This is a genomic window from Flectobacillus rivi (genome assembly GCF_030056655.1).
GTDB classification, from domain to species: domain Bacteria; phylum Bacteroidota; class Bacteroidia; order Cytophagales; family Spirosomataceae; genus Flectobacillus; species Flectobacillus rivi.
This window is the reverse complement of the sequence record NZ_JASHIE010000009.1, coordinates 72,777-97,687: the sequence shown is the minus strand read 5'-3', so window position 1 is coordinate 97,687 and position 24,911 is coordinate 72,777. Positions and strand designations below refer to the sequence as shown.

16 protein-coding genes are annotated in these 24,911 nt (G+C 38.2%); 9 read left to right on the top strand and 7 right to left on the bottom strand.

Translation table 11 applies throughout. The annotated features are described in order from the left end of the window. Positions 1–22: 22 nt before the first annotated feature. The 3 genes from nadE (at position 23) to QM481_RS13265 (ending at position 5,841) form a co-directional block, all read left to right on the top strand. Complete coding sequence (nadE, locus tag QM481_RS13275) at positions 23–2,038, top strand: NAD(+) synthase (RefSeq protein WP_283382102.1); 2,016 nt, start codon at positions 23–25, stop codon at positions 2,036–2,038. Between the two features lie 165 nt (positions 2,039–2,203). Next, complete coding sequence (locus QM481_RS13270; RefSeq protein WP_166551276.1) at positions 2,204–2,962, top strand: type III pantothenate kinase; 759 nt, start codon at positions 2,204–2,206, stop codon at positions 2,960–2,962. A 425-nt stretch (positions 2,963–3,387) separates the two neighbouring features. Further along, the gene (locus tag QM481_RS13265; RefSeq protein WP_283382101.1) at positions 3,388–5,841 is read left to right on the top strand and encodes a TonB-dependent receptor; all 2,454 of its coding nucleotides are present in this window, start codon (positions 3,388–3,390) and stop codon (positions 5,839–5,841) included. Between the two features lie 155 nt (positions 5,842–5,996). On the opposite strand, the gene QM481_RS13260 is transcribed toward QM481_RS13265, so the two are convergent. Both QM481_RS13260 and pgeF read right to left on the bottom strand, forming a co-directional pair. Then, the gene (locus QM481_RS13260; RefSeq protein ID WP_166551274.1) at positions 5,997–6,173 is read right to left on the bottom strand and encodes a hypothetical protein; all 177 of its coding nucleotides are present in this window, start codon (positions 6,171–6,173) and stop codon (positions 5,997–5,999) included. A gap of 422 nt (positions 6,174–6,595) precedes the next feature. Beyond that, on the bottom strand, positions 6,596–7,339 hold the full coding sequence (gene pgeF / locus QM481_RS13255; protein WP_166551273.1) for a peptidoglycan editing factor PgeF: 744 nt from the start codon (positions 7,337–7,339) through the stop codon (positions 6,596–6,598). Between the two features lie 72 nt (positions 7,340–7,411). Between pgeF and QM481_RS13250 the strand changes: the two genes are divergently transcribed. Together QM481_RS13250 and QM481_RS13245 are read left to right on the top strand one after the other, a co-directional pair. Beyond that, positions 7,412–8,239, top strand: a complete 828-nt coding sequence (locus QM481_RS13250) for a polysaccharide deacetylase family protein (RefSeq protein WP_283382100.1) — start codon at positions 7,412–7,414, stop codon at positions 8,237–8,239. A 58-nt stretch (positions 8,240–8,297) separates the two neighbouring features. Beyond that, positions 8,298–9,671 (top strand): M20/M25/M40 family metallo-hydrolase, encoded by a 1,374-nt coding sequence (locus QM481_RS13245; protein WP_166551271.1) that lies wholly within the window; start codon positions 8,298–8,300, stop codon positions 9,669–9,671. A gap of 223 nt (positions 9,672–9,894) precedes the next feature. Here the strand turns inward: QM481_RS13245 and QM481_RS13240 are convergent, their stop codons facing one another. The 4 genes from QM481_RS13240 to pepT form a co-directional block, all read right to left on the bottom strand. Next, positions 9,895–10,515, bottom strand: a complete 621-nt coding sequence (locus QM481_RS13240; protein WP_283382099.1) for a hypothetical protein — start codon at positions 10,513–10,515, stop codon at positions 9,895–9,897. Positions 10,516–10,830: 315 nt separating this feature from the next. Beyond that, on the bottom strand, positions 10,831–11,382 hold the full coding sequence (locus QM481_RS13235) for an REP-associated tyrosine transposase (protein ID WP_283325813.1): 552 nt from the start codon (positions 11,380–11,382) through the stop codon (positions 10,831–10,833). A gap of 269 nt (positions 11,383–11,651) precedes the next feature. Next, positions 11,652–14,477: a DNA polymerase I gene (gene polA / locus QM481_RS13230; RefSeq protein ID WP_283382098.1), complete on the bottom strand. Its 2,826-nt coding sequence runs from the start codon at positions 14,475–14,477 to the stop codon at positions 11,652–11,654. Positions 14,478–14,628: 151 nt separating this feature from the next. Beyond that, positions 14,629–15,876: a peptidase T gene (gene pepT / locus QM481_RS13225; protein ID WP_283382097.1), complete on the bottom strand. Its 1,248-nt coding sequence runs from the start codon at positions 15,874–15,876 to the stop codon at positions 14,629–14,631. 372 nt (positions 15,877–16,248) lie between these two features. Here pepT and QM481_RS13220 point away from each other — a divergent pair, with 372 nt between their 5' ends. The 4 genes from QM481_RS13220 (at position 16,249) to QM481_RS13205 (ending at position 22,613) form a co-directional block, all read left to right on the top strand. Then, entirely contained in the window at positions 16,249–17,520 is a 1,272-nt protein-coding gene (locus tag QM481_RS13220; protein ID WP_166551267.1) for a citrate synthase, read from the top strand. A gap of 640 nt (positions 17,521–18,160) precedes the next feature. Next, a complete protein-coding gene (locus tag QM481_RS13215; protein WP_283382096.1) occupies positions 18,161–19,144 on the top strand; it encodes a septal ring lytic transglycosylase RlpA family protein in 984 nt (327 codons plus the stop codon). 126 nt (positions 19,145–19,270) lie between these two features. Then, positions 19,271–21,418, top strand: coding sequence for a S9 family peptidase (locus tag QM481_RS13210; RefSeq protein WP_283382095.1), 2,148 nt, complete (start codon positions 19,271–19,273; stop codon positions 21,416–21,418). A gap of 190 nt (positions 21,419–21,608) precedes the next feature. After that, complete coding sequence (locus QM481_RS13205; RefSeq protein WP_283382094.1) at positions 21,609–22,613, top strand: Rpn family recombination-promoting nuclease/putative transposase; 1,005 nt, start codon at positions 21,609–21,611, stop codon at positions 22,611–22,613. Between the two features lie 229 nt (positions 22,614–22,842). On the opposite strand, the gene QM481_RS13200 is transcribed toward QM481_RS13205, so the two are convergent. Continuing rightward, on the bottom strand, positions 22,843–24,876 hold the full coding sequence (locus QM481_RS13200) for a kojibiose hydrolase (protein WP_283382093.1): 2,034 nt from the start codon (positions 24,874–24,876) through the stop codon (positions 22,843–22,845). Positions 24,877–24,911: the final 35 nt, after the last annotated feature.

The following is a 24,911-nucleotide window of genomic DNA, read 5'->3' as shown; positions in this document are numbered from 1 at the left end:
TAACTTACTTATCTGAAAATTCATGAATTTAATAAAAGTTGCAGCTGGGGTGGTCAATCAAACACCTTTGGCATGGGAAGGCAATAAAAGAAATATTATTGGCTGTATCGAAGAAGCCAAAAGCCAAGATATCTCAATCTTATGTTTGCCTGAGCTATGTATTACGGGCTATGGCTGCGAGGATATGTTTTATGCCTCTGGAACTTGCGAAACAGCCTTAGAAATACTCCAAGACATCGTTGAGGTTACTTCGGGCATTATTGTCTCGGTGGGCTTGCCAATTCGTATCAACAACAGGGTGTATAACGCTGCCTGTTTGATTGCGAATAAACAAATTCGAGGCTTTGCTTGTAAGAAAAATTTAGCAAATAACGGATTACACTACGAAACTCGTTGGTTTCAGCCTTGGCCAGACAATCAGCGTACAGAACTCACTATCGGAGAATTTAGCTATCCTGTGGGAGATTTAATCTTTGAAGCAGGTGGCGTAAAAATAGGATTTGAAATATGTGAAGATGCTTGGATTGCCAATCGCCCTGGGCGCTCGCTTTATTTGCAAGGGGTAGATATCATCCTGAATCCAACAGCTTCGCACTTCGCGTTCTTCAAAACTCAAACTCGTGAACGCCTTGTTCAAGACGGATCAAGAGCTTTTGGGGTCGCTTATATCTATGCCAATCTGTTAGGGAACGAAGCTGGTCGTGCCATTTTCGACGGCGATGCGATGGTGGCACAAGCAGGCGAAATGTTGGTTTCGGGTACCCGCTTTAGCTATCGTGATTTTTATTTGACACCAGCCGTGATAGATATTGATAAAGTTCGTTTGGAGCAAGTTCAAAATCGCTTAACTTTTTCAGGAACCTCACAAAAAGTGCCATTCTTATATGACTTCCCTCCTATCAAACCTATCAAGCAACGTTTTGAATTGGAGCATTGGGAGGCAAAAGGTTTTCAGAAAGAGGAAGAATTTGCTCGAGCAATTGCCTTAGCCTTGTTTGATTATCTCAGAAAGTCTCGTTCATCGGGTTGGGTAATATCACTCTCGGGTGGAGCCGACTCTTCGGCTATTACAGGTCTGTGTTATTTGGCGATTGAGCTTGGTGTTGCTGAACTAGGACTAGAAGGCTTCAAACAAAAATTGGGACATATCAAGAAAATTCAAGATTGTCAAAGTGTTCAAGAATTATCGAAGGCCTTGATTACCAATATCTATCAAGGAACTGAAAATAGCTCAAATGATACACGCTATTCAGCAAGTTCACTGGCAGAATCACTCAATACGACCTTTTACGATATTAATATCAATGGTTTGGTAGAAACCTACAAAGATTTAATTCAGGGAGCTATTGGAAGAAATCTTTCTTGGGAAACCGACGATTTGGCTCTCCAAAATATCCAAGCGAGGGTTCGCGCCCCAAGTGCTTGGCTTTTGGCCAACATCAATAATGCGTTGTTGCTAGCTACCTCAAACCGCTCGGAAGCTGCCGTTGGATATGCGACTATGGATGGCGATACTTCTGGTTCTATTTCACCAATTGCTGGTATTGACAAGCATTTCTTGCGTCATTGGTTACGTTGGTTAGAACATACAGGGCTAGATGGACAGCTAAAACTTTCGGGTTTGAATGCGATGAACAATCTGCAACCAACCGCAGAGCTTCGTCCATTAGAAGCAAAACAAATCGACGAAGAAGATTTGATGCCTTACGACTTGCTGAATGCTATAGAAACAGCTGCATTTAGAGATAAAAAATCACCAAAAGATTGTCTTGAGCTAATGGAGTTGGAGTTTGAGGGTATTTACAGTAAAGAAAAATTGGTCATGAGTATCGACCGCTTTTTCCGCTTATGGAGTCGTAACCAATGGAAACGCGAGCGTTATGCGCCAAGCTTCCATGTCGACGACCGCAATCTTGATCCTCGCAGTTGGTTGCGATTCCCGATTTTATCAGGTGGGTTTGAAAAAGAATTAGCCGATATGCACGAATATGCCAACGATTCAAAAGGAAAACAAAGAAGAAGTCGTATTGGATTTTAGGGATTTCAGCAAACCCGTGGAGAGTATTCTAACAACTCCTCCACGGGTTGTATCTTTTCTAGATAGATAAAATCCTTAAAATAATATGTACTTTTGAGAAAAGATTTTAACCCTTTTCACATTATTCATTAAGCTTTTTGGCAGAGAGTTTCTGTCATATACTTTATGCTTTTAGCAATTGATATAGGCAATACAGATATTGTTTTTGGTGTAAACGATGACCAGCAGTGGATTCACCAGTTTCGCATAAGCTCCTCTTTTTCACAACGTTCTCAAGATTATGAGGCGCAACTTCGTTTGCTCTTCTTAGAAAATTCGCTCAAACTTAGCGACATTCAACATATTATTATTAGCTGTGTTGTTCCTGATTTACGAGCTGTTATTAAGGATATGTCGGTAACCATGTTTGGTATTCATCCCATGATGGTTGGTCCAGAAATGTACGATAAGCTCAACATGGAAATTTTGAGTCCTTATGAGATAGGTACAGATTTGGTATGTAATGCGACTTATGCTTATTATACTTACCAGCAAAATTGCTTGATTGTCGATTTTGGGACAGCGCTCACTTTTACTGTTGTTTCGGGTGAAGGCAAAATTTTGGGTGTTTCGATTGCTCCTGGACTTAAAACAGCGGTGAAATCCTTGTTTTCCAATACGGCACAATTACCTGAAGTACCCCTTTCTATGCCCGAATCAGCCATTGGTAAAAATACCGTCCATGCGATTCAAGCAGGGATTTTGTGGGGTTATGTAGGAATGGTCAAAGAAATGATTCATCAAATCAAGCTAGAAGTTGGACAAGAATGTAAAGTATTGGCAACTGGCGGGCTTTCTTCTATCCTGACTCCTCTTCGTTCTGAGTTTGATGAAGTAGATAAAACCCTTACCTTAAATGGTTTAAAGATTATTGCTTCTTTATAATACAATGCTTCAGGATGTGTTTAGACACACATCCTGAAGCAAAAGTTTCTACAAATTATAGTAAGAGTACATTTATTCTTCACAAAATCCTTTTCATTTACTTCTCATAATCAACCACTTATCATAATTCCTTCCTCTAACTAAAGTTTTTTTGCAATTTTTACAACATCGTCTGCAACCTTTCATTGCACTTCTGCATCCTATCTACAAATTCTCTCACAGGTCTTTTTTTTCTTCCAAATGCTTTCTTGGCTCAATTTACCATTTATCATTTGGAGAAGCCAGTCAGGTAGTTTGCATTGCAAAGTAGCTTGTTTAACAATTAACTTTGAATCAAATCTCAAAGAGAGATATAATACTCACATTACCTCAAGTGCCTCTAAACCTATTTGAGACACGATACAATGATAAAACACTTCAAAAAGATGAAACGATTTATACTTTCGGCAATCATTACTTGTGGATTGAGCTATGCGGGAATGGCACAAGTAAAAGGAAAAATTACTGGCTCGGTCAGCGACAACCAACATAAAATTGTGGAATTTCCAACGGCAACGTTACTTAAAGCCAAAGATAGCACTTTAGTAAAAGGTGCTTTAGGCGATGCTAACGGGCATTTCGAGTTTGAATCCGTAAATGCGGGTGAATACCTTGTAAGCGTGACTCAAATGGGATACAAAAAGTATTTTACGCCAAAAATCATTATTTCGGAAGGAAATAATAATATCAACTTGGCAAGTATTGTATTAGTAGAAGAAAGTAAACAGCTTGGCGAGGTTACGGTATCTGCTCAAAAGCCATTTATCGAACGTCAAGTTGATAAAACTGTAGTCAATGTCGAAAACAGCATCATGGCAGCTGGTTCTACTGCATTAGAGGTATTAGAGCGTTCTCCCAATGTGATGATTGATAAAGATGGAAACATTAGTTTGAAAGGCAAACAAGGTGTACGTGTCATGATTGACGGTAAAATTTCTTATTTATCGGGTCAGGATTTAGCAAACTTTTTGCGTAACCTTTCGGCTGAGCAATTGGCTCAAATCGAAATTATGACTAACCCTTCATCAAAATATGATGCAGCAGGTACTGCAGGTATTATCAATATTAAGTTGAAGAAAAATGTCAATATGGGCTTGAACGGTTCAGCCAACGTAGGTATTGGTCATGGTAAATATCTTCGTGAAAATGCTGGTATCAACCTTAACTATCGTAATGGCAAGGTAAATGCGTATGGCAACTATAGCTGGAACGAACGTCGCCAAGAAAATACCAATGATATTTACCGCTATTTCAGAGCACAAAACGAAATGTATCATGCCGACGGAAAAAGAATGAGCTTTAGCTACAATCACTCTCTAAAAGCAGGTGTAGATTATTTTATTTCCGATAAAACAACAATTGGTGTCTTGGTCAATGGTTCATCAGGAAGTTGGGGCGCAGACTCTGCTTTGACGGTAACAACCAAGTATGTCAACAACAAGCTTACACAGACTATTCCGACAGCAAATAATGTATCGCAACCTTGGAAAAATATCTCGACTAACCTAAACTTAAAACATACCTACGATTCTACGGGTAGAGAATTGACTGTCGATTTGGACTATGCGTATTACGACAATCGCTCAAGCAACGACTATATTACGCAATACTTTAATGGAGGAGATTTGACAAGCAAATTTCGTTCAGACTCAACTTTGGTAAATAAAAGTCTCTCAAGTATCAACCAGTATTCATTTAAGTTAGATTATACCTTGCCTGTATCGAAAGATACAAAATGGGGTATGGGGGTAAAAGCAAGTTATGTTATTACTGATAATGATTTAAGATTTTATGAAAAATTAGAAGGTAGTGGTTTGAATTTGTTGAAAAGAAATAGCAATCAGTTTGTGTACAAAGAAAATATTAACGCAGCATATTTAAACTACCAAACCAAGTGGAATAAGTTTAGTGCACAGTTGGGCTTACGTGCAGAATGGACAATCGCAGATGGTAAATCTACTAGTTATGAAACCTTAAAAGATTCGACTTTTACCCGTGACTATCTGAAGTTATTCCCAAGTGCATTTGTTCAATACGAGGCAAACAAGAATCATACATTAGGCGTAACCTACAGTCGCCGTATCGACCGCCCAGGGTATGACCAATTAAATCCATTTGTCTTTTTCTTAGACCCTTATACTTATCAGGTTGGAAACCCTTATTTGCGTCCACAATTGACCAATTCATTTGAATTAACGCACTCATACAAAGGCATTATTTCTACAACGATTAATTACAGCCATACGTCAGATTTTATGTCTGAAATCTTGAAGCAAAACGATGCAACACGAGCTACGTATCAAACGGTAGACAACTTGGCAAAACAAGATAACTTTGGCGTGACGATTTCGGCTCCAGTGCCAATTACAAAATGGTGGATGAGTGTAAATGAGTTCAACTTGAATTATACCAAAGTACAGGGAGCTATTCAGAACATCAATGTAGTTCCGTCAGCAACCAACTATTATTTAAACTCGAACAACACGTTTAGTTTAGGTAAAGATTACAAACTTGAATTGGGCGGTTGGTACGTTTCTGGTGGTTTGTGGAGTATTTTCAAAATCAACTCGCAAGGTGCAGTAAACTTCGGTATCCAGAAAACATTGCTTGACAAAAAGGCTACTTTGAAATTGAACGTTCAAGATATTTTCTTTACCAACAAAGCTACAGCGACAACACAATATGGCTCGGTTGATATTATTTCAAGCAATACATGGGACAGTCGTCAGGTACGTTTGACATTCAGCTATCGCTTTGGTAACTCAAAAGTATCTGCTGCTCGTAACCGATCAACTGGTTTGGATGAAGAAAAAAGTCGTGTGAAGAATGGAGGAAACTAACAAAATGTGGAATTTTGAATAAGGAGTTCCGAGTGAAACTATAAATCCGTAAATAAACAAAAAGACTTGAGATTGGAGAGGTTACTTTCCGTTCTCAAGTCTTTTGCTTATCAAGAGGTTGCCGAGTTGCTTTTGTTTTTTCATAGATACTTTTACTAGCTTACGCGATACATTGTCGCGCTCTGGTTGCGAAGCATAAAAGCTAGAACTGCTTTCCAGAATGATTTGCGACTATTCTTTTCAGATTTTACACTACCTTTCGTAGTTTTTGAAGCTGCGGCATTTTGTGATTCCTTCACAATTAAATCTGCCAATAACAAATTGTATTTCATTTTGAGAGTATTTGAGTGAAGAGTGTCTTCCAATCATTTATGGAAGGTTGCAAGAGATAACACTTATGCAATTTTCTGTAAATCAAAAAATTACGCAACATTTAACACTCTATAACTAAACCAGTATTATCTCGTTTGGTATTATGACACAAAGTTAAAGCATTAAGTTTCAAAGAACCTAAAAAATATAATTTTTCCAACACAAGTTCTTTATTTACTACAATTTTATTGAATTTTACCAAGAATAAAGCCTTCAAATAAGTCAATTTTATCCTTTATTTCCACAAAATCAAAAATGGCTATCGAAACAAGATTCGATAGCCATCTGTATAAATTAAAGAAAAAGAATGTCTATAAAGCAGTTTAATCAACAATAGTTAACCCTGGTTTTCAAATCCGTCAGGTAATTGTCAAGAGAATAATTATTCAGGCTGGATGCCTATGATGGTAGTAAATCGACCAGTATTACCTTTTTCTTTTCGGAAAGAGTAATAGTCGTCATTATTTAAAATTGTAGAATACTGAGAAACTTGAATGTTTTCGATAGGAACACCGCAGTCTAACAGTTGTGAAAGATTAGCCTTTTTCAAATCGATCAAATACTTTTGGCGCTCGTCGTCAAACCTTTTAAAATCTGGTTTAAATTCATCAGCAACCTCGATACCTACTTCAAAGTTTTTCTCATCGATACAAGTACCTACATAAGCAAAACAATTTTCGGGTCTTGTCCCAAACTCTTCTTGCATTTTCTGAAGCGCCTTTGCGGTGATTTGTCTGACTGTTCCGCGCCAACCTGCATGTACTGCACCGACTGCCTGTTTTACAGGATCATAAATCAGAATTGGTGTACAATCGGCTACTGTTACACTCAAAAAAACACCTTTTCTGTTTGAAACCAATGCATCATAACCTTGAAATGTTTTGCCTCTAGTTGCCACAACCACCTCATCGCTGTGGGTTTGTCGAGAATGTGCTACTCTACGTTCTCCAATTCCTAAGGCATCATACAAAATTCTGCGGTTTTGAATAATTGTTTCTTTTTTGTCACCACTATACAGGCCCAAATTGAGCGAAGTATAAGGTTTTTCGCTTACTCCACCATGCCTGGTGGTTTCTGCAGCAACTAAATTTGTAAATTGCTCAAAAATTTCAGGTCGTCTGAACATGTTTTATAAGTTTAAATTTTTCCCGCTACAAAGTTATAAGAATATCGAGTGTACATTTCAACCTTTCAATAAATGATATTTATAAGACAAAAAAGAGGGATAATTGCATTATTAGTGGCGCTAAGTATGAGCAGTTTATGGCTTTTCAGAAGCTACCTCTTTCCACAAAATATGCCCAAGGCTGGAATCGCACTTTCCTTTGATGACCGATACATCAAAGAATGGCATTTATTGCGTCCTATATTTAGGAAATATAATGCGCATGTAACCTTTTACTTGACTCAGCCTGATAGCCTTAGCTCAGAAGAATGGAATATGTTAAGTGAATTATCCAAAGATGGTCATGAAATTGCTTGTCATGGTGCAATACATACCCAATCCATACCTTTTGTGTGGCGTAATTCGATACGAGAATACTTTGAAGTGGAAATATTTCCCGCTTTAAACACCATGAAAAAACATGGCTTTACGCCTACGACCTTTGCCCATCCGGGAGGCTCTCAGTTTTGGTGGCTCGACCAAAAGCTCTACCAATATTTCAATCTATTGAGAGATGTTTCCCTGAAAAAAAGAAGGCTTGGGAATTGGGTATTTGAGCGAAAAATTGATGAGATCAATGAAATCTATTTTAAACCCAATCAATCTAAAAGCGTAAGCGCCTTAATGATTGATATTAGTAATGAACTCTCCGAAAAAGAGATAGTAGAAGTATTGAAAAAGGCAAAGAATACCCAAAGTGTTGCAATGCTTTTTGGGCATAAACCTTTATTTCAAACACCGCAGACAGGACAAGAATATGGATTTGAAGTCGAATTTTTGACGTATATTTTATCAGAAAGTGCTAAATTAGGTCTGAAAACCTATACCATGGCTGAATTAAGCCAATTCAACAAACCATAATTTTCATTCAATCCACAAGTGTTTGGCTCCGTCTTACACGCAAACATTACCTTTATTCATGAAAAAAAAATACTCCTTCATCACAACACTATTACTGTCGGCAACGCTCAGTCAAGCGCAAACAGCCGACTCAGTTATCGTTAAAAAATTATATGACGCTACTCTTACTCATGGACAGTCTTATGAATGGCTTCGTCAACTAACTACTCAAATTGGTGGGCGTTTGGCAGGTTCTGCCAATGCTGCTAAGGCTGTGCAATGGGGTAAAAGTGTACTTGAGCAAGCAGGTGCAGATCGTGTTTTCTTACAAGATGTGATGGTTCCTCATTGGGAACGCGGTGCAAAAGAAGAAGCATACATTGTAAATGGTAAGCAGAAAATTACTGTTCCTTTATTGGCATTAGGTGGCTCAATTGCAACGCCTAAAAAAGGATTACAAGCTGAAGTAATAGAGGTTCAGAACTTTCAAGAATTACGCGCCTTAGGAAAAGAAAAGTGCGAAGGTAAAATCATTTTCTTCAATCGTCCGATGGATGCGACAAAAATCAATACCTTTGAAGCCTATGGCGGTGCAGGCGACCAACGTCGCAGTGGAGCTAATGAAGCCAGTAAAGTAGGCGCTATCGGTGTGATTATACGTTCATTGAGTAACACATTGAACGATTATCCTCACACAGGCTCGATGCAATATGCCACAGGTGTTCCTTTGATTCCTGCTGGAGCTATTTCAACCAATGCCGCAGAACTTTTAAGTAAAACACTTAAAGAAAACCCTAAAACGCAGTTCTTCTTCAAACAAAACTGTGAAACCTTAGATGACGCTCCATCACACAATGTAGTGGCTGAAATTAAAGGCTCTGAAAAGCCAGATGAATATATTGTAGTGGGTGGTCACTTGGATTCTTGGGATGTTGCTCAGGGCGCACACGACGATGGTACAGGTATTGCTCAGTCGATGGAAGTGCTACGATTATTTAAAGAACTAGGTATCAGACCTAAGCGCACTATCCGTATTGTTCTTTTTATGAATGAAGAAAATGGTAACCGTGGTGGTATCAAATACGCAGAGTTAGCGAAGCAGAATAATGAGAAACATATTTTCGCTTTAGAATCAGATAGTGGTGGTTTTACACCAAAAGGCTTTGGTATTCAGGGTGCTGCTGCCTCTGTTTTCGAAAAAATCCAAGGATATAAATCTTTGTTTGCTCCATACGGTTTACACGAAATCGAGCGTGGTGGCGGAGGTGTCGACATCGGTCCATTGGGTCCGCAAGGAACAGTGTTGATTGGCTTTAAACCAGATTCTCAACGCTATTTTGAATATCACCATGCTTCGAATGACAAATTTGACACCGTAAACCAACGTGAATTAGAGCTTGGTGCAGCTTCTATGGCTTCATTAGTTTACTTGTTAGATAAATACGGTTTGTAAGAAACCTGAGTCGTCCCTAATTTAGTGATTTAGTGATTGAGCGGATGAGTGATTATGTTAAAATTTGTATTCTAGTAGTAGAGACACAATGTTTGCGTCTTGAGCTGAATAAAATCTAGTATAATAGCATCAAAAAAGCGGTCGAAAAATATTTTTCGACCGCTTTTTTGATGAAAATTATGGAGAATAATCCCAATCCTAAAAATTCGGGATGGCTCATGTTTTATCTTCCATGTCCATGACTTCTGCCTGGTCTTCCAGGGCGTCCATGCCCTCTTCCTAAACCAAAAAGACCTCCGCTGTCTGTCCTTTGAAGTCCATATCTTATTAAAAAACCATAGAATGATTTCGATGAGTCATAATATTCATTACTAAAATCATAATATCCTGTTACTAAGCCAATTCCCCATTTGGGAGATATTTGTGCAAAAATACTGTAGGTCAACTCTAACATCAAACTTCCTTGGGAGTCAAAGAGTTTTCCCGCTCCTATTGTCATTTCGTTGGCAAATATTCCCATATTACAAACATCCATTGTCACTCTTGCTTCCAAAAAAGAAGTAGTATCAGGGCGCAAAGAGTTTCTTCCGTAGGCAATCCCTAAATCTACAATATTAAAAGACTTTCCTATCTCTATATTCTGAGCCACACGGTCAGACAACTTACCAGCGCCAGTATAGATAGCAAAAGGCATACTTCGAACATATATAGGAGCATTTTTCCACTTGAGTCCTAACTTCAAAGAATCTTCAGCTGGTACTTGTGACTGATTTGTCGTTGTTTGAGAATATATCTCATAGCAAGAGAGTATGCTCAGTAGAGCATAGAGTAGCATTTTTTTCATGTGTTTAATGGAAAGATATTCTTAGTATATGTTTTTACGAAGATATTAAAAAGAAGAGAGGAAAATGTTTGAAGGTAAGATTATTACAAAACTGGCATTTCATGTACTGGTGTTGGATTATACGCTGGTGCTGGATTCCTATCCAGCACCCAATCTTTCTAAGGATTCCAATCCTTTATTACTCCAATAAAATTACCTCTAATACCGTTGGCTCTTTAGTATAATAATTCTTTGCCGAGCTATATCGCCAATCTTCCTACGCTGGTGCTGGATTCCTATCCAGCACCCAATCTTTCTAAGGATTCCAATCCTTTATTACTCTAATAAAATTACCTCTAACGCTGTTTGCTCTTTAGTATAATAATTCTTTGCCGAACTATATCGCCAATCTTCGGGCTTATCTACCAAACCAGCTTTCACAGGATTTTGATGAATATAATCCAATTTTTGCATTATCACATCATAAGAATTTAGCCATATAGGATGATTATCATGTTGCCAAAACTGGTATTTCTCATTCCCTGCTGTTCGCCTACCAGACCACTCAAAAAGCCTTAACATCCATTTTTTTCTTGATTCAAACGGATTGGTTTCAATCGCGGCTATAATACGTTTTGCGGTAAACTGCTTTAGTTCACGTAAAATTTTATCCATCGGTCTTCCTCTCGTTCCGATGATGGCATGAAAATGATTGGTCATCAAGCAATAGGCATAAATATCAAGGTCTTTTTCCTTAACACAGAAAGATAGGTTTTCTATGAGGATATTATTGTACTCCTCTCTTGTAAATACATCTACCCAATAAACTGTTGCAGTGCTGATAAAATATAGACTCGATTGGTCTATAAACTTGTATTTTCTAGACATAGAACTTCTTATTTTGTTGTAAAACTATTTTATAGGTTTTAGGATTAAAATCCTAAGAAAAAGTAGGTGCTGGATAGGAATCCAGCACCAGCATTGGCTGATAAAATATAGACTCAATTGGTCTATAAACTTGTATTTTCTCGACAGAGAACTTTTTATTTTGTTGTAAAACTATTTTATGGTTTTAGGATTAGAATCCTAAGAAAAAGTAGGTGCTGGATAGGAATCCAGCACCAGCACCTGTTTTATTTAGTTGGAAATCATATTCATTAATGCGCCTCTAGCCAGTTTTGACCAACGCCCATACCTGTTTCCATTTTTACAGGAAAATCTATGGCATGAATCATCAAGTCATTTACACGTTCTTTTAGTAAATCTAACTCATCGCGATGAGCATCGAATACTAATTCGTCATGCACTGTCAAAATCATACGAGAACGAAGTTTTTCTTTTTTGATAAAATCATTCACTTTAATCATCGCCACCTTAATCATATCTGCTGCCGAACCTTGAATTGGCGCATTAATAGCATTACGTTCTGCAAAACCTCTTTCGACCATATTCTGAGCATTGATATCTCTTAAATATCTTCTACGACCAAGAATCGTCTCACAATAGCCTGTATCTCTAGCCTTGATTATCGCTGAATCCATATATTGTTTTATGGCAGGAAACTCTCTCCAGTAACTATCAATAATTTCTTTGGCTTCGGTACGAGAAATCGCAATTTGTTGTGACAAACCAAAAGCCGATACGCCATAAATAATACCAAAATTTACGGTCTTAGCCTTTCGACGCATATCAGACGTTACCTCATCCAAGCTCACATTAAATACTTTTGCAGCCGTTGTTGCGTGAATATCTCTACCTTGATTAAAGGCTTCAATCATAGATTCATCTTGTGCAAAAGCCGCCATAATGCGTAACTCTATCTGAGAGTAATCGGCTGATAAAATCAAAAACTCTTCATTTCTAGGAATAAATGCTTTGCGAATCTCACGGCCACGAGGTGTGCGAATCGGAATATTCTGCAAGTTTGGATTAGTACTTGACAAACGACCCGTAACCGCCACAGCCTGATTAAAAGAGGTATGAATACGACCTGTTGTTGGCGAAACTAACTGAGGCAAGGCATCGACATAGGTAGATTTTAGCTTTTGTAATTCTCTAAAATCCAGAATCTTTTTTGCAATCTCATGTTCAGATTCTAGTTTTGACAAAATCTCCTCCCCTGTCATATATTGACCTGTTTTGGTCTTTTTAGCTTTGGGGTCAAGCTTGAGTTTTTCGAAAAGAATTTCTCCTAATTGTTTCGGTGAACCAATATTAAATTCTACACCTGCCAATTCGAAAACTCTGTCTTGCACAATGCGCATATCAGTTTCAAGTTCCTTGGACATATTGCCCAAAAACTCTGTATCGATGCGCACACCTTCCATTTCAATATCAGCCAAAACTTGTGTTAAAGGCATTTCTACCTCTTCAAACAATTTAACAGCTCCTGCATTTTCAGCCAAAATCGGATGTAGTCTATCTTTGAGTTGCAAAGTAATATCGGCATCTTCTGCAGCATATTCTTTGATTTTTTCCAGTTCTACATCACGCATATTTCCCTGCTTCGCTCCTTTTTTACCAATAAGCTCTTCAATCGATACAGGGGTATAGTTCAAATAATCTTCTGCCAAAATATCCATATTGTGGCGTTTTTCTGGCTCGATTAGATAATGCGCTAACATGGTATCATACAATTTACCTTTTACAGTCAAACCATATCTTTGCAAAACCATCAAATCATATTTGATATTCTGGGCAATTTTTTTGATATTCTCATTTTCCAAAACAGGACGAAATTCATCGACAATCGCTTGTGCCTGTGCTTGATCGGCTGGTACAGGGACATAAAATGCCTCGCCTTTACGATAAGCAAATGCCAATCCCACCAATTCCGCCTCCACGGCATCAACGCTTGTTGTTTCTGTATCAAAACAAATAGCTTCTTGTAAACTCAAAAAGTGTACTAAATTTTGACGAAGCTCTGGGGTATCTACCGCATGATATTGATGAATGGTAGAAAAGATATTTTGTTTAGATTCGAGCGTCGTTTCGGTGATAGCAAGAGGTTTTTCAGAAACCAATCCTCCAAATAAATCCATTTGACCTGCGGCAGCAGCTTTTGAAGCTTTTGCAGAAACAGTTTCCTCTTTAGCTACAGGTTCAGATTCCTCACCTAACAAGCGTTTGCGTAAAGTTCTAAACTCTAATTCATCCAAAAGTGGAGAGAGTAAGTCTTTATTTACTTCTGAAAGTCTCAATGACTCCTCATGAAACTCGATAGGTACTTCACATAGAATCGTAGCTAACTCTTTTGACAATAAGCCTTGTTGAGCAAAGTTGACCACATTTTCCTTCTGCTTGCCTTTTAATTTATCTGCATTGGCAATCAAGTTTTCAACACTTCCAAACTCGGCAATAAGCTTTTGCGCTGTTTTTTCACCAATACCAGGAATACCAGGGATATTATCTACAGCATCACCCATCAAACCTAAAATATCAATCACTTGAGATACACTTTCGATTCCCCATTTGTCACAAACCTCTTGTGGTCCAAGAATTTCGACTCCCTTGCCCATAAAGGCAGGTTTGTACATTTTGATGCGCTCCTCTACCAACTGACCGTAGTCTTTGTCGGGAGTCATCATATAAATTTCCATATCCTCATGTTCACGAACAGCCTTCTTGACCAATGTACCAATGACGTCATCAGCCTCATAGCCTTCCATCAATAAAATAGGAATGTTCATGGCTTCTAACAAGCGCTTTACATAAGGAATTGCAACAGTAATATCTTCAGGTTGCTCTTGACGTTGCGCCTTATATGCCTCAAACTGCACATGGCGAAACGTAGGCGTTGGCGTATCAAAGGCAACACCCAAGTGGGTAGGTTTTTCTTTGGCTAAAATTTCAAGTAAGGTATTAGCAAAACCAAAAACAGCACTAGTATTTAGTCCTTTTGAACTAATACGAGGTGTTTTTTGAAACGCAAAGTGAGCACGATAAATCAATGCCATTGCGTCGAGTAGGAATAATTTTTTCATAAAGTTGGGATTTCATGCACCTAAAATTACGGAATATCATGTGCATAAAATGAAATAGCTCAAATTCATTTTGAGATGATAATACAAATTTATGGAGGTAAATCATACTTTTGTCATTTTACTAATCAAAGTATGATTTAGCCTTACTGACCTACGCTTTTTCCTCCCAAATACAACATAAATTCACAATGGTTTCCACTGCTTTTTCCATATCCTGAACCGACACCCATTCGTGCTTCCCATGAAAAGCGTGCTCGCCAGCAAAGATATTCGGGCAAGGCAAGCCCATAAATGAAAGTCTAGAACCATCTGTACCACCACGGATACTCATTTGCTTGGCAGGAATACCTGCACGCTCAATAGCTTCTAGCGCATAAGCCGTTACATGAGGATATTGATCCAGAATCTCTTTCATATTGCGATACTGCTCATGCACCTCAAAAATCGCCTTCGAATTGGGATAGTCTTCTAAAACTTTTTCCATGATGCTTTTCAAAAACGTCTCATGCTCGTGGAGTTTTTCCTCTGTAAAATCACGAATGATAAAACTAACAGATGCCTCTTCTACCGCACCTGAAATGCCAACAGGATGAATAAAGCCTTCTTTACCTTCGGTAGTCTCTGGAGAAAGAGTCTCCTTGGGCAGATTTGCCACAATTTCAGCAGCGATTTTCAAGGCGCTTTCCATTTTACCCTTGGCAAAACCAGGATGTTGACTCACACCTGTAATTTTAATTACCACACCATCAGCCGAGAATGTTTCATCTTCCAACGAACCTAATGTTTCGCCATCGATTGTATATCCAAAATCAGCACCTAGTTTTTCAAGATCTACCTTAGCTGTTCCTCTACCGATTTCTTCATCTGGCGTAAACAAGATTCTAACTTTTCCGTGTTGAATCTCAGGATGAGTCATTAAGTAATAGGCAGCATCCATAATTTCGGCAACGCCTGCTTTGTTGTCGGCACCCAATAAAGTTTTGCCACTTGCGGTAATTATATCGTTACCAATTTGGGCAGGCAAATCAGGATGTTCGGCACAACGAATTATCTGAGAATGATCATCTGGCAAAACTAAATCCTGTCCTTGATAGTTATGATGAATAATAGGTTTTACCTCTTTCCCTGAACAATCTGGAGATGTGTCTACGTGCGAACAGAAGCATATCACAGGCACTATTTTTTCAGAAGTAGCTGGTATTGTGGCATATACATAACCGTACTCGTCTAGCTCGGCGTCTGAGATACCCATTGCAAAAAGTTCGTCGACCAATACACGACTCAAATCTTTTTGTTTTTCGGTAGAAGGCTGTGCCGATGAATCTGGGTCTGATTGTGTATCTATTTGAACATAGCGTAAAAATCGCTCAGTTACGGTATTTTTATATGATTTAAGCATAATTTTGAGTAATGAGTATGGTATTTTGAACAAAAACTATAATAAAACCAATCAAAATAGTCTAATAAAAATCTAATATATTTATTGTATCAGATTGATTTATTTCATTATTTGAAGAATTTTTATGGTTAAAATTATTTATTAAACAAGTTTCAACAAAGGTAATGAAGGTTTCAAATTTCGTGATTATCTTGCAGAAACATTCTTGAGGGAAATATTATGAACAGCCATAGAATTGTACAATTTCTATATGTATCTAAATTTACCAAAGAATCCGACAATGATTGCCTTGCAAAAGGCAATTTTCAGTAAATTCGCTTCGTCAAAATAAAAACAAAATTTCAAAAGGTTAAGCCAAATAATATATAGGTTATGTCAGATTTTGCAGAACTATCATTAGGTGACAAACGCATTCAGTTACCTGTTATTACTGGAACTGAAGATGAAAAAGCAATTGATATTGCCAAGCTCCGTGATGAGACAGGTTATATTACAATTGACTCGGGTTACAAAAACACAGGTGCTACGAAAAGTGCGATTACATTCCTCGATGGTGAGTTAGGAATTCTCCGTTACAGAGGATATTCTATCGAAGAATTAGCTGAGAAAGCTTCATTCTTAGAAGTAGCTTACTTGTTGATCTACGGTGAGTTGCCTACTGCAGAACAATACGCAACATTCGAAAATGCAATCAAAATGCATACTATCGTTAACGAAGATATGCGTAAGATTTTTGAAGGCTTCCCTGTAAATGCTCACCCAATGGGCGTTTTATCGGCGATGGTTTGTGCTATGTCAGCTTTCTACACAGGCGATAAATCTGGTTCTGACGAGTTAAACATTATCCGTTTAATGGCTAAAATGCCGTCTATGGCGACTTGGTCATACAAAAAATCTCAAGGTCATCCTGTAAACTATCCTAACAACTCTTTGGATTACTGCTCAAACTTCTTAAACATGATGTTTGCTTTGCCAGTAGCTCCTTACCAAGTTGATCCAGTAGTTTCGGCGGCTTTAAATAAATTATTGATTCTTCATGCAGACCACGAACAAAACTGCTCTACTTCGACAGTTCGTTTGGTTGGCTCTTCTCATGCAAGTTTATATGCTTCAATCTCGGCAGGTATCAATGCGCTTTCTGGTCCATTACATGGTGGTGCAAACCAAGAAGTAATTGAAATGTTGGAAGCTATCAAAGCTGACGGTGGTGATACTGCTAAGTATATCGCAATGGCCAAAGATAAAAACTCTGGTTTCCGCTTAATGGGCTTTGGACACCGTGTTTACAAAAACTTTGACCCTCGTGCAAGAATCATCAAAAAAGCAGCAGACGATGTATTAGCAGCTTTGGGTATTAACGATCCAGTGTTGAAAATCGCTTCTGAATTAGAAGCTGCTGCATTGAGCGATGAATACTTTGTAGCTCGTAAATTATATCCAAACGTTGACTTCTATTCAGGTATCATTTACCGTGCATTAGGTATTCCTACTGATATGTTTACAGTAATGTTTGCTATTGGTCGTCTTCCTGGTTGGATCGCACAATGGAAAGAAATGAAAGCAAATAAAGAACCTATTGGTCGTCCACGTCAAGTGTATGTTGGTGCTACTCCACGTGAGTATGTAGCAATGGACCAAAGATAATTTCTTACCAGACTATTTAACATGTAGAGATTCCTCGAAAGAGGAGTCTCTTTTTTTTGCCTCTAAAACAACGTAGTTCTAGGCTTTATACTACTTTTCAGGAGATACTTAAAATGAAAAAGACCTCTATTTTTTCATTTTTATTGAGAAAAAAAATTACTAAAAGCTAAGCCTCGATTAACGCTTTGCCTTCACCTTCAGTGCTTATTAATGCAACTAGCCTATTCTTATTTAACTTATTAATTTTCAGAAGTTCTATCTATTTTAAAAGGATTGAGAAAAATCATTTTTCACTTTTCCAAGAACAGCTATATACGTTATTTTTTCACAAAACTTGTCTTATAACTTCCAAACCAAGGAATCAAACTTGGAAAGCCTCTCCAATAAAAATTTGCTTTTTGCGTTATTTCTCGAAAGTTTATTCTGAAATAAAAAAAAATCCAAAAGCTAATTTTTTGATAGTCAGATATATATTTTTTTTCACTACCTTTGTAAGATGTTCTCCAGACATAGAGCATACTATTAATGTACAGATTTCCTACCCAAAGTGGTACTTCATTTATCTTTGGTTTAAGGGTTTTTGGTCTTTAAAAAGCCAATTTTTAGCCTCTTTTACCAAATAAATTTAAACCCTAATTCTATGAGGATTATCAAGCATATAGTACTTTTTTGTGTTTTCTTCTGGCAACAGTTTTTGACAAAAGCACAAGTTGGCGAAAAATATTACGGACGAGCGTCCTATTATGCCGACAAATTCCACGGACGAATGACTTCCAGTGGAGAGTACTACAGCCGAGACGAATACACTTGCGCCCATCGCAATCTTCCTTTCAATACCATCTTAGAGGTAACCAACACCAGCAATAATAAAAAGGTGATTGTAAAAGTAAACGACCGAGGTCCTTTTGCTTACAGTCGTGTGTTAGACCTTTCTTTTGCCGCTGCTAAAGAACTAGAACTTCTTGCAAATGGTGAAGCCGAAATCCAAATGAAAATCCTTTCTATGGATAACCCTGCTTATATCTTACCAAGTTTTGAGCCTGGCGAGAAGGGTGAATTTAACAAAGAGTTCCGTCAGCATCTTCCTATAAAATTTGAAATGAAAGACGGAAGAATGGTACTGGATACCGCTTACAAAGCCCCTGTTAGCACCGTAGCTGCTCCCAATGTCATCGCGAGCAACCAGTCGGCCAATGCTGCTCATAAATACATAAGAGTTGTCAAAGATATCAATGGTAATTACAAACTTGATTCTTCTGGTACTGCCGAAACGGCTCTTATTACTCCTCCCAAACAGCAACCTTTAGAAGTAAGTACAGCTGTTGTCAACGCTTCATCCAATTCAACCAACACTTCTGGTCATGACTACCTGAATGTGTACACTGATGAAGAAGGTCGTATTCGTGTTAGAAATAGCAAAAACGAATCGATTGGAAAAGCAAGCGCCAATGCAAAAGAATTGAAAAAGACCGATGCTCCTTCTCAAGTTGTTGCAACCGAAAACAAGCCCACTGAAAAACCGAAGGAAGCTTCAAAAGATAATTCATCTAAACACTCCTATTTGCAAGTAGTAAAAGATGCTAATGGACGTGTTAGAGTAGAAACTAAAAGTTCTAACAACTAAGATTGGTTGTTTAGAGTTGACTACCCGTGTTAGAGCGATAAAAAAGCTAGTTTCTTCCGAGAGACTAGCTTTTTTATTAGATTTGTTATAGCACAATTTACTTTTCACAAATCTTACTTCATTAACATGATAAAACGCTTATCCATTATCCTGCTAGTGGTATCCAATAGCTTGTTTGCGCAAAATGGCAAAGACAAAGTTTTGGTTACAGACATGAATAAAATCAAATCCGTTGGTTCCGTCAATTTATCTCCTGATGGCAAAAAAGTGATCTATTCTATTCGTACCAATGAACCTAGCGAAGAAAACAAACTTGAGTTTGACTATCGCTCGCATATTTGGGTGTCCGATTTTCAGACTAGCAAACAGCTTACGCGTGGTCTAGAAAGCGTAGGCAGTGCCATTTGGTCGCCCGATGGAAAGCAGATTGCTTTTGCACGTGGTGTAAAAGGTAAATCGCAAATCTTTATTATGCCATTAGATGGCGGTGAAGCTTTTCAGTTGACGGATCTCAAACAAGGTGCTTCCAATCCATCATGGTCTCCAGATGGTTCTAAAATTCTCTTCTCTGTAGGTACAACAGTAAATGAGATGTTGAGAGATACCTTATTGAATCCCTCAAAAGCATTACCTTCTTGGTCATTTGAAAAAGCTGGCTTTAAGGATAACACCTTTCTTAAAGCTGACAAAAAAGTAAAACCAAATCCAGACGGTTCATTAGCAGAAATTAGAGCTTATTTGGACAAAGATGTCGAAGATAAAAAAGCTAAAGTTTTCAGCCGTTTAAATTTCCAAGGAGAAGCCAATACCGATCCAGAAATACGTTTCAATCTGCTTTTTGTCATAGAGGTAAAAGAAGGAGCCAAAGCCAAACAAATTACGCATGGCTACTGGTCGTACAACGGAGCTACATGGTCGGCAGATGGCAAAAAAATCTTTGCTTCTTGTGGTAGAGATACGACATTGCACCCAGACAGAGAACAAAATTCAGCTATCGTAAGCATGAATGTCGATGGTAGTGATTTGAAATATATTGTTGCCAAAAAAGGGGTTAGTTACAGCAACCCTACTCCATCGCCAGATGGTAAATTGATTGCCTTTACACAATCAGAAGTGAGTTGGTTAGGCTTCAATCAGCTATTAATTGCCAATGCAGATGGAAGTAATATTACGTCTATCGTGTTTGATAGAGCATCTGGAAATTTGGAATGGACAGATGATTCAAAAGCTTTGTATCTGACAGCTCCCTCAAATGGTGGAACTCCAATTTATAAATTAGATATTGCGAGCAAAAAAATTGAAAAACTAACAGATTTCAATACAGGCATTACGGCATTCGATATTGCTAAAGATAAAATTGCTTTTGCTAAAACTGAAGTTAAAAATCCATCAGAGCTATACGTTGCGGACTTATCAGTAAAAAATCCAGTAAAAATCACGTCATTAAATGATGACTGGCTTAGTGCAAAAGCTATTAGTTTTCCAGAAAAGCGTACTTATAAAAACTCAAAAGGCTTAATCGTAGAATATTGGATTATGAAGCCTGCCAATATGGAAAATGGGAAAAAGTATCCATTGTTACTCAATATGCACGGAGGCCCAACTGCGATGTGGGGACCTGGCGAAAGTTCGATGTGGCATGAGTTCCAATATTTTTGCTCACAAGGTTATGCCGTTGTATATGCCAACCCTAGAGGTTCGGGTGGATATGGAAAAGATTTTCAATTTGCGAACTATCAAGATTGGGGTACAGGACCCGCAGAAGATGTACTCGCAGCGGCTTCGGATGCTGCTAAAGAAGCATGGGTTGATACCTCAAAGCAAGTACTGACAGGAGGTTCTTATGCAGGTTATCTTACCGCTTGGATTGTAGGACATGACCATCGTTTTAAGGCTGCCTTTGCACAACGTGGCGTATATGACCTCACTACCTTTATGGGTGAAGGAAATGCTTGGAGATTGGTACCAAACTACTTTGGAGGATATCCTTGGGAGGAGAAGATCAAACCAATTTTGGAAAGAGAATCCCCATATACTTACATCGACAAAATCAAAACGCCATTGTTAATCAAACATGGTGAAAATGATTTAAGAACAGGGGTAATTCAAAGTGAAATGATGTTCAAATCTATGAAAATCATGGGTAAAGAAGTAGAATATGTACGTATGCCAGGTGGCACTCATGAGTTATCTAGAAGTGGAAATATTCGTCAGCGAATAGACCGCATGTTGCGTATCTACGAGTTTTTTGAGAGATATGTTGGAAAAAAATAACAGCAATACATTTCGATAGCGAAAGCCAGCTTGACATTTTCAGGCTGGCTTTTACTTTAATCTACTTTTCACTATTTACCTGTAGTATTTTTTCTTTTTCCAAGAAACTATAAATCAAACATTTAGACAGTATAGAGGTAAGTCCTGAAAATTATCTAACTTTGGATTTTAGAACTACTCCTTTATAAACATGAAAGCAAAATATCTTAATCCATTTACGGACTTCGGGTTCAAAAAAATCTTTGGTGAAGAAGCCAGTAAGCCACAACTTATTGACTTCCTGAACTCCCTTTTGCCCGAAAGAGACCAAATCGTAGAACTCACCTTCAAAAACAATGAACAATTAGGCTTTACGCCTTATGACAGAAAAGCCATTTATGACATCTATTGCGAAAATCAAAATGGTGAAAAGTTTATTGTAGAATTACAAAAAGCCAAACAGAATTATTTCAGAGAAAGGACTATTTATTACTCGACTTTTCCGATTCGGGAGCAAGCCGAAAAAGGTATCTGGAATTACAATCTCAAAGCGGTGTACTGCATTGGCGTGCTGGATTTCACCTTTGATGATTACGAATCTGAACCTGAAAAATCAGAGGTAGTGCATACTATCAATCTCAAAAATCAGCATGGAAAGGTCTTTTATGATAAGTTGACCTACATTTATCTTGAAATGCCCAATTTCAAAAAAGAAGAACATGAGTTGGCTACCAGACTAGATAAGTGGTTGTATTTTATCAAAAACCTAGAAGACTTTCAGAACATACCAGAGTTGTTCAAAGACGAAGTGTTTACCCATGCTTTTCAGATAGCCGAACTAGCCAAAATGGATAGAGAGGATTGGGAAAGGTACGAATACAGTCTCAAAGTATTCAGAGATAACAAAGCCACATACGACTATGCCGTGGAAACTGCCCGAGAAGAAGGACTCCTAGAGGGTATGATGGTAGGCAAACAAGCAGGCAGAGAAGAAGGCAGAGAAGAAGGAAGGCAGGAAGGTAGACTACAAGGGAAACTAGAAGGAAAATTAGAAGGAAAATTAGAAGGGAAATTAGAAGGGAAATTAGAAGGGAAATTAGAAGGGAAAAAGGAAGAGCAACGAAATATTGCTCGACAAGCTAAGATGATGGGACTTGATACTTCTAGCATTCAACGATTAACAGGACTTTCTTTAGAGGAAATTGATAACTTATAAAATTTAGACATGAGGCATTTCCAATTTTAGTATTAGGGTTAGTATCCAATTTTTCATCAAAAAAGCGGTCGGAAAATATTTTCCGACCGCTTTTTTGATACTATCATGCTAGATATGACTCGGCTCTAGACGAAATCATTGCACCTCTACTGCAAGAATACAAATTTTAACATAATTACTCCTTCATTCAATCTCTAAATTAGAGGTGACTGATGCTTGTTTTTTACCCTTACTTGTTATTTACAGTATATGTCTTTTTATGAACACCAACACCTTTTATCGTAAGCGATTTCCATTGCTTAGGGAGCCTAATGGACTTTATCTGTTCAACTCCGTTTTCCTCTATTTCTAACCCTCCAAAGCCATTGATAATAGTTTGTAAAAAGCCTCCAGCACCTGTGGCAAAATAGGGATTATCACCTCCAGCCGTCTCTGCCAAGACTTTAAAAGGAGGCACTTCATTGGGTTGATAACTCTTTACCATTAACTCATGTGCTTTTTCAGCTTCCCCTAAACGTGCATATAAAATGGATAATATAGCCCAAGACATAGCAGGTCCATCAGGAGACATTTTTGCCTCATAGTAGTGTAAATCCCGCTTAATATCCTCTGGTGTGCTCACCTGATGCATTGGATACGACAACAAATTTACATCTGCTTGTTTGATGATTTCGCCCTTATAGGTAGCGTGTTCCATGGTCACACCATTGGCATCTTTCAGAATTACTAGATTTTTCATCACCTCTTCCCACATAGGATTAGCATCGATATGTAACTCATCGGCTGCATCTATAGCAAACTCAAGCACTTCTTTTGCCATTCCGTTGGTATAAGCATTATCATCTACATTTTCTGCCCATTCATCAGCACAAACCACATTGATGATATGATATTTGTTGTCTGCTCCTTTTTCGGCTCTACTTACCCAAAAATCTGCTACCTCCTTTAACATGGGATATCCACGAGTTTTGAGCCATTCTTTATCTTTGGTTACTTGATAGTATTTCCAAAATGCCCAACCAACATCTGCTGTGATATGATGCTGAAAAGGACCTGTTAAAGCCCAAACTGGGGTAGATTCTTGACCTTTATCGTCCGACTCCCACGGAAACATCACGCCTTTATAGCCATGCACTTTAGCATTGTTGCGAGCAGCCTCCATTCGTTGAAAACGGTATTCTAACAATGACTTGGCCATCTCAGGGTGCAATAACAATATTGGAGGAAACATCCATACCTCTGTGTCCCAAAATACATGACCATTATACCCCAAACCTGATAAACCCATAGGAGACAAACTATAGGCTTGTCCTTCGCGACAAAACGAATACAAATGATACAAGGCAAAATGTGTCGCCCGTTGCGCTTCATCATCCCCTTCGATCTGAATATCGGATTGCCAAAGCTCATCCCAAGCCGCCTTATGTCGGGCTAATAAACGATCATGCTTTTCGAGGGCTGCATAAATAGTCAGACGCTCTGCTTCATTCAGTGGATCTACGTTTTGTTCTGTCGAAATGGTAGAACCTACAACGCTAAAACGGTAAGTTTGACCTGCTTCAAGTTTTTTAGTAAACTTCAATCGGTGCAAACCATAATCCCATTCTTCGTGAATTACCTTCGGCTCAGTCCCTCTTGGCTCTTCAAAAATAAAAGAGTTAGAGGCAGCTAAAGTATGCTTCCCCGTTGGAGATTTAGCGACCGAAGTCAACAATGGAATTTGAGCGTGAGGACGGTCTATTAAATGAAAAGTATTCTTGACATCTCGTAAAATATCTGGTGCTGACATCAAGCTGTAGGGCGTTATTTCACAAGTTTTCTGGGCAGTAATCTCAATATCAATCATCATAGAATGTGGCAAATGGCGTAATGCCATCATCGATGATTTTACACTTACTTTTCCTTGATAATCAAAACTTGTAGAAAAAATGGCATTTCTCATATCAAGTGATTGTTGATATGAAGAAATATCATTTTTAGTAACCTTTTTTCCATCTACCTCTAAATCCATATTCGCAAAATCAAACGTTTTGAGAATATTCGACACTCGTCCACGACCGTAAGTGTCAAACGCTCCATTTAACACCACGTCTTTTACACGAAGAGGCTCTGGTGACGACACTATACCAATCATTCCGTTGGCAACGGTCACACCATAATACCCTTTTGAGTCAATTTTATCGGCTTTCACTATCCAAGGGTCTTGCGCCATCAGCTTTACGCTTGCCAGACAAAGACTCAATACAAAAGCAAGTTTTTTCATAATTTTAATAGATTGTTTATAAAATGGATAATACC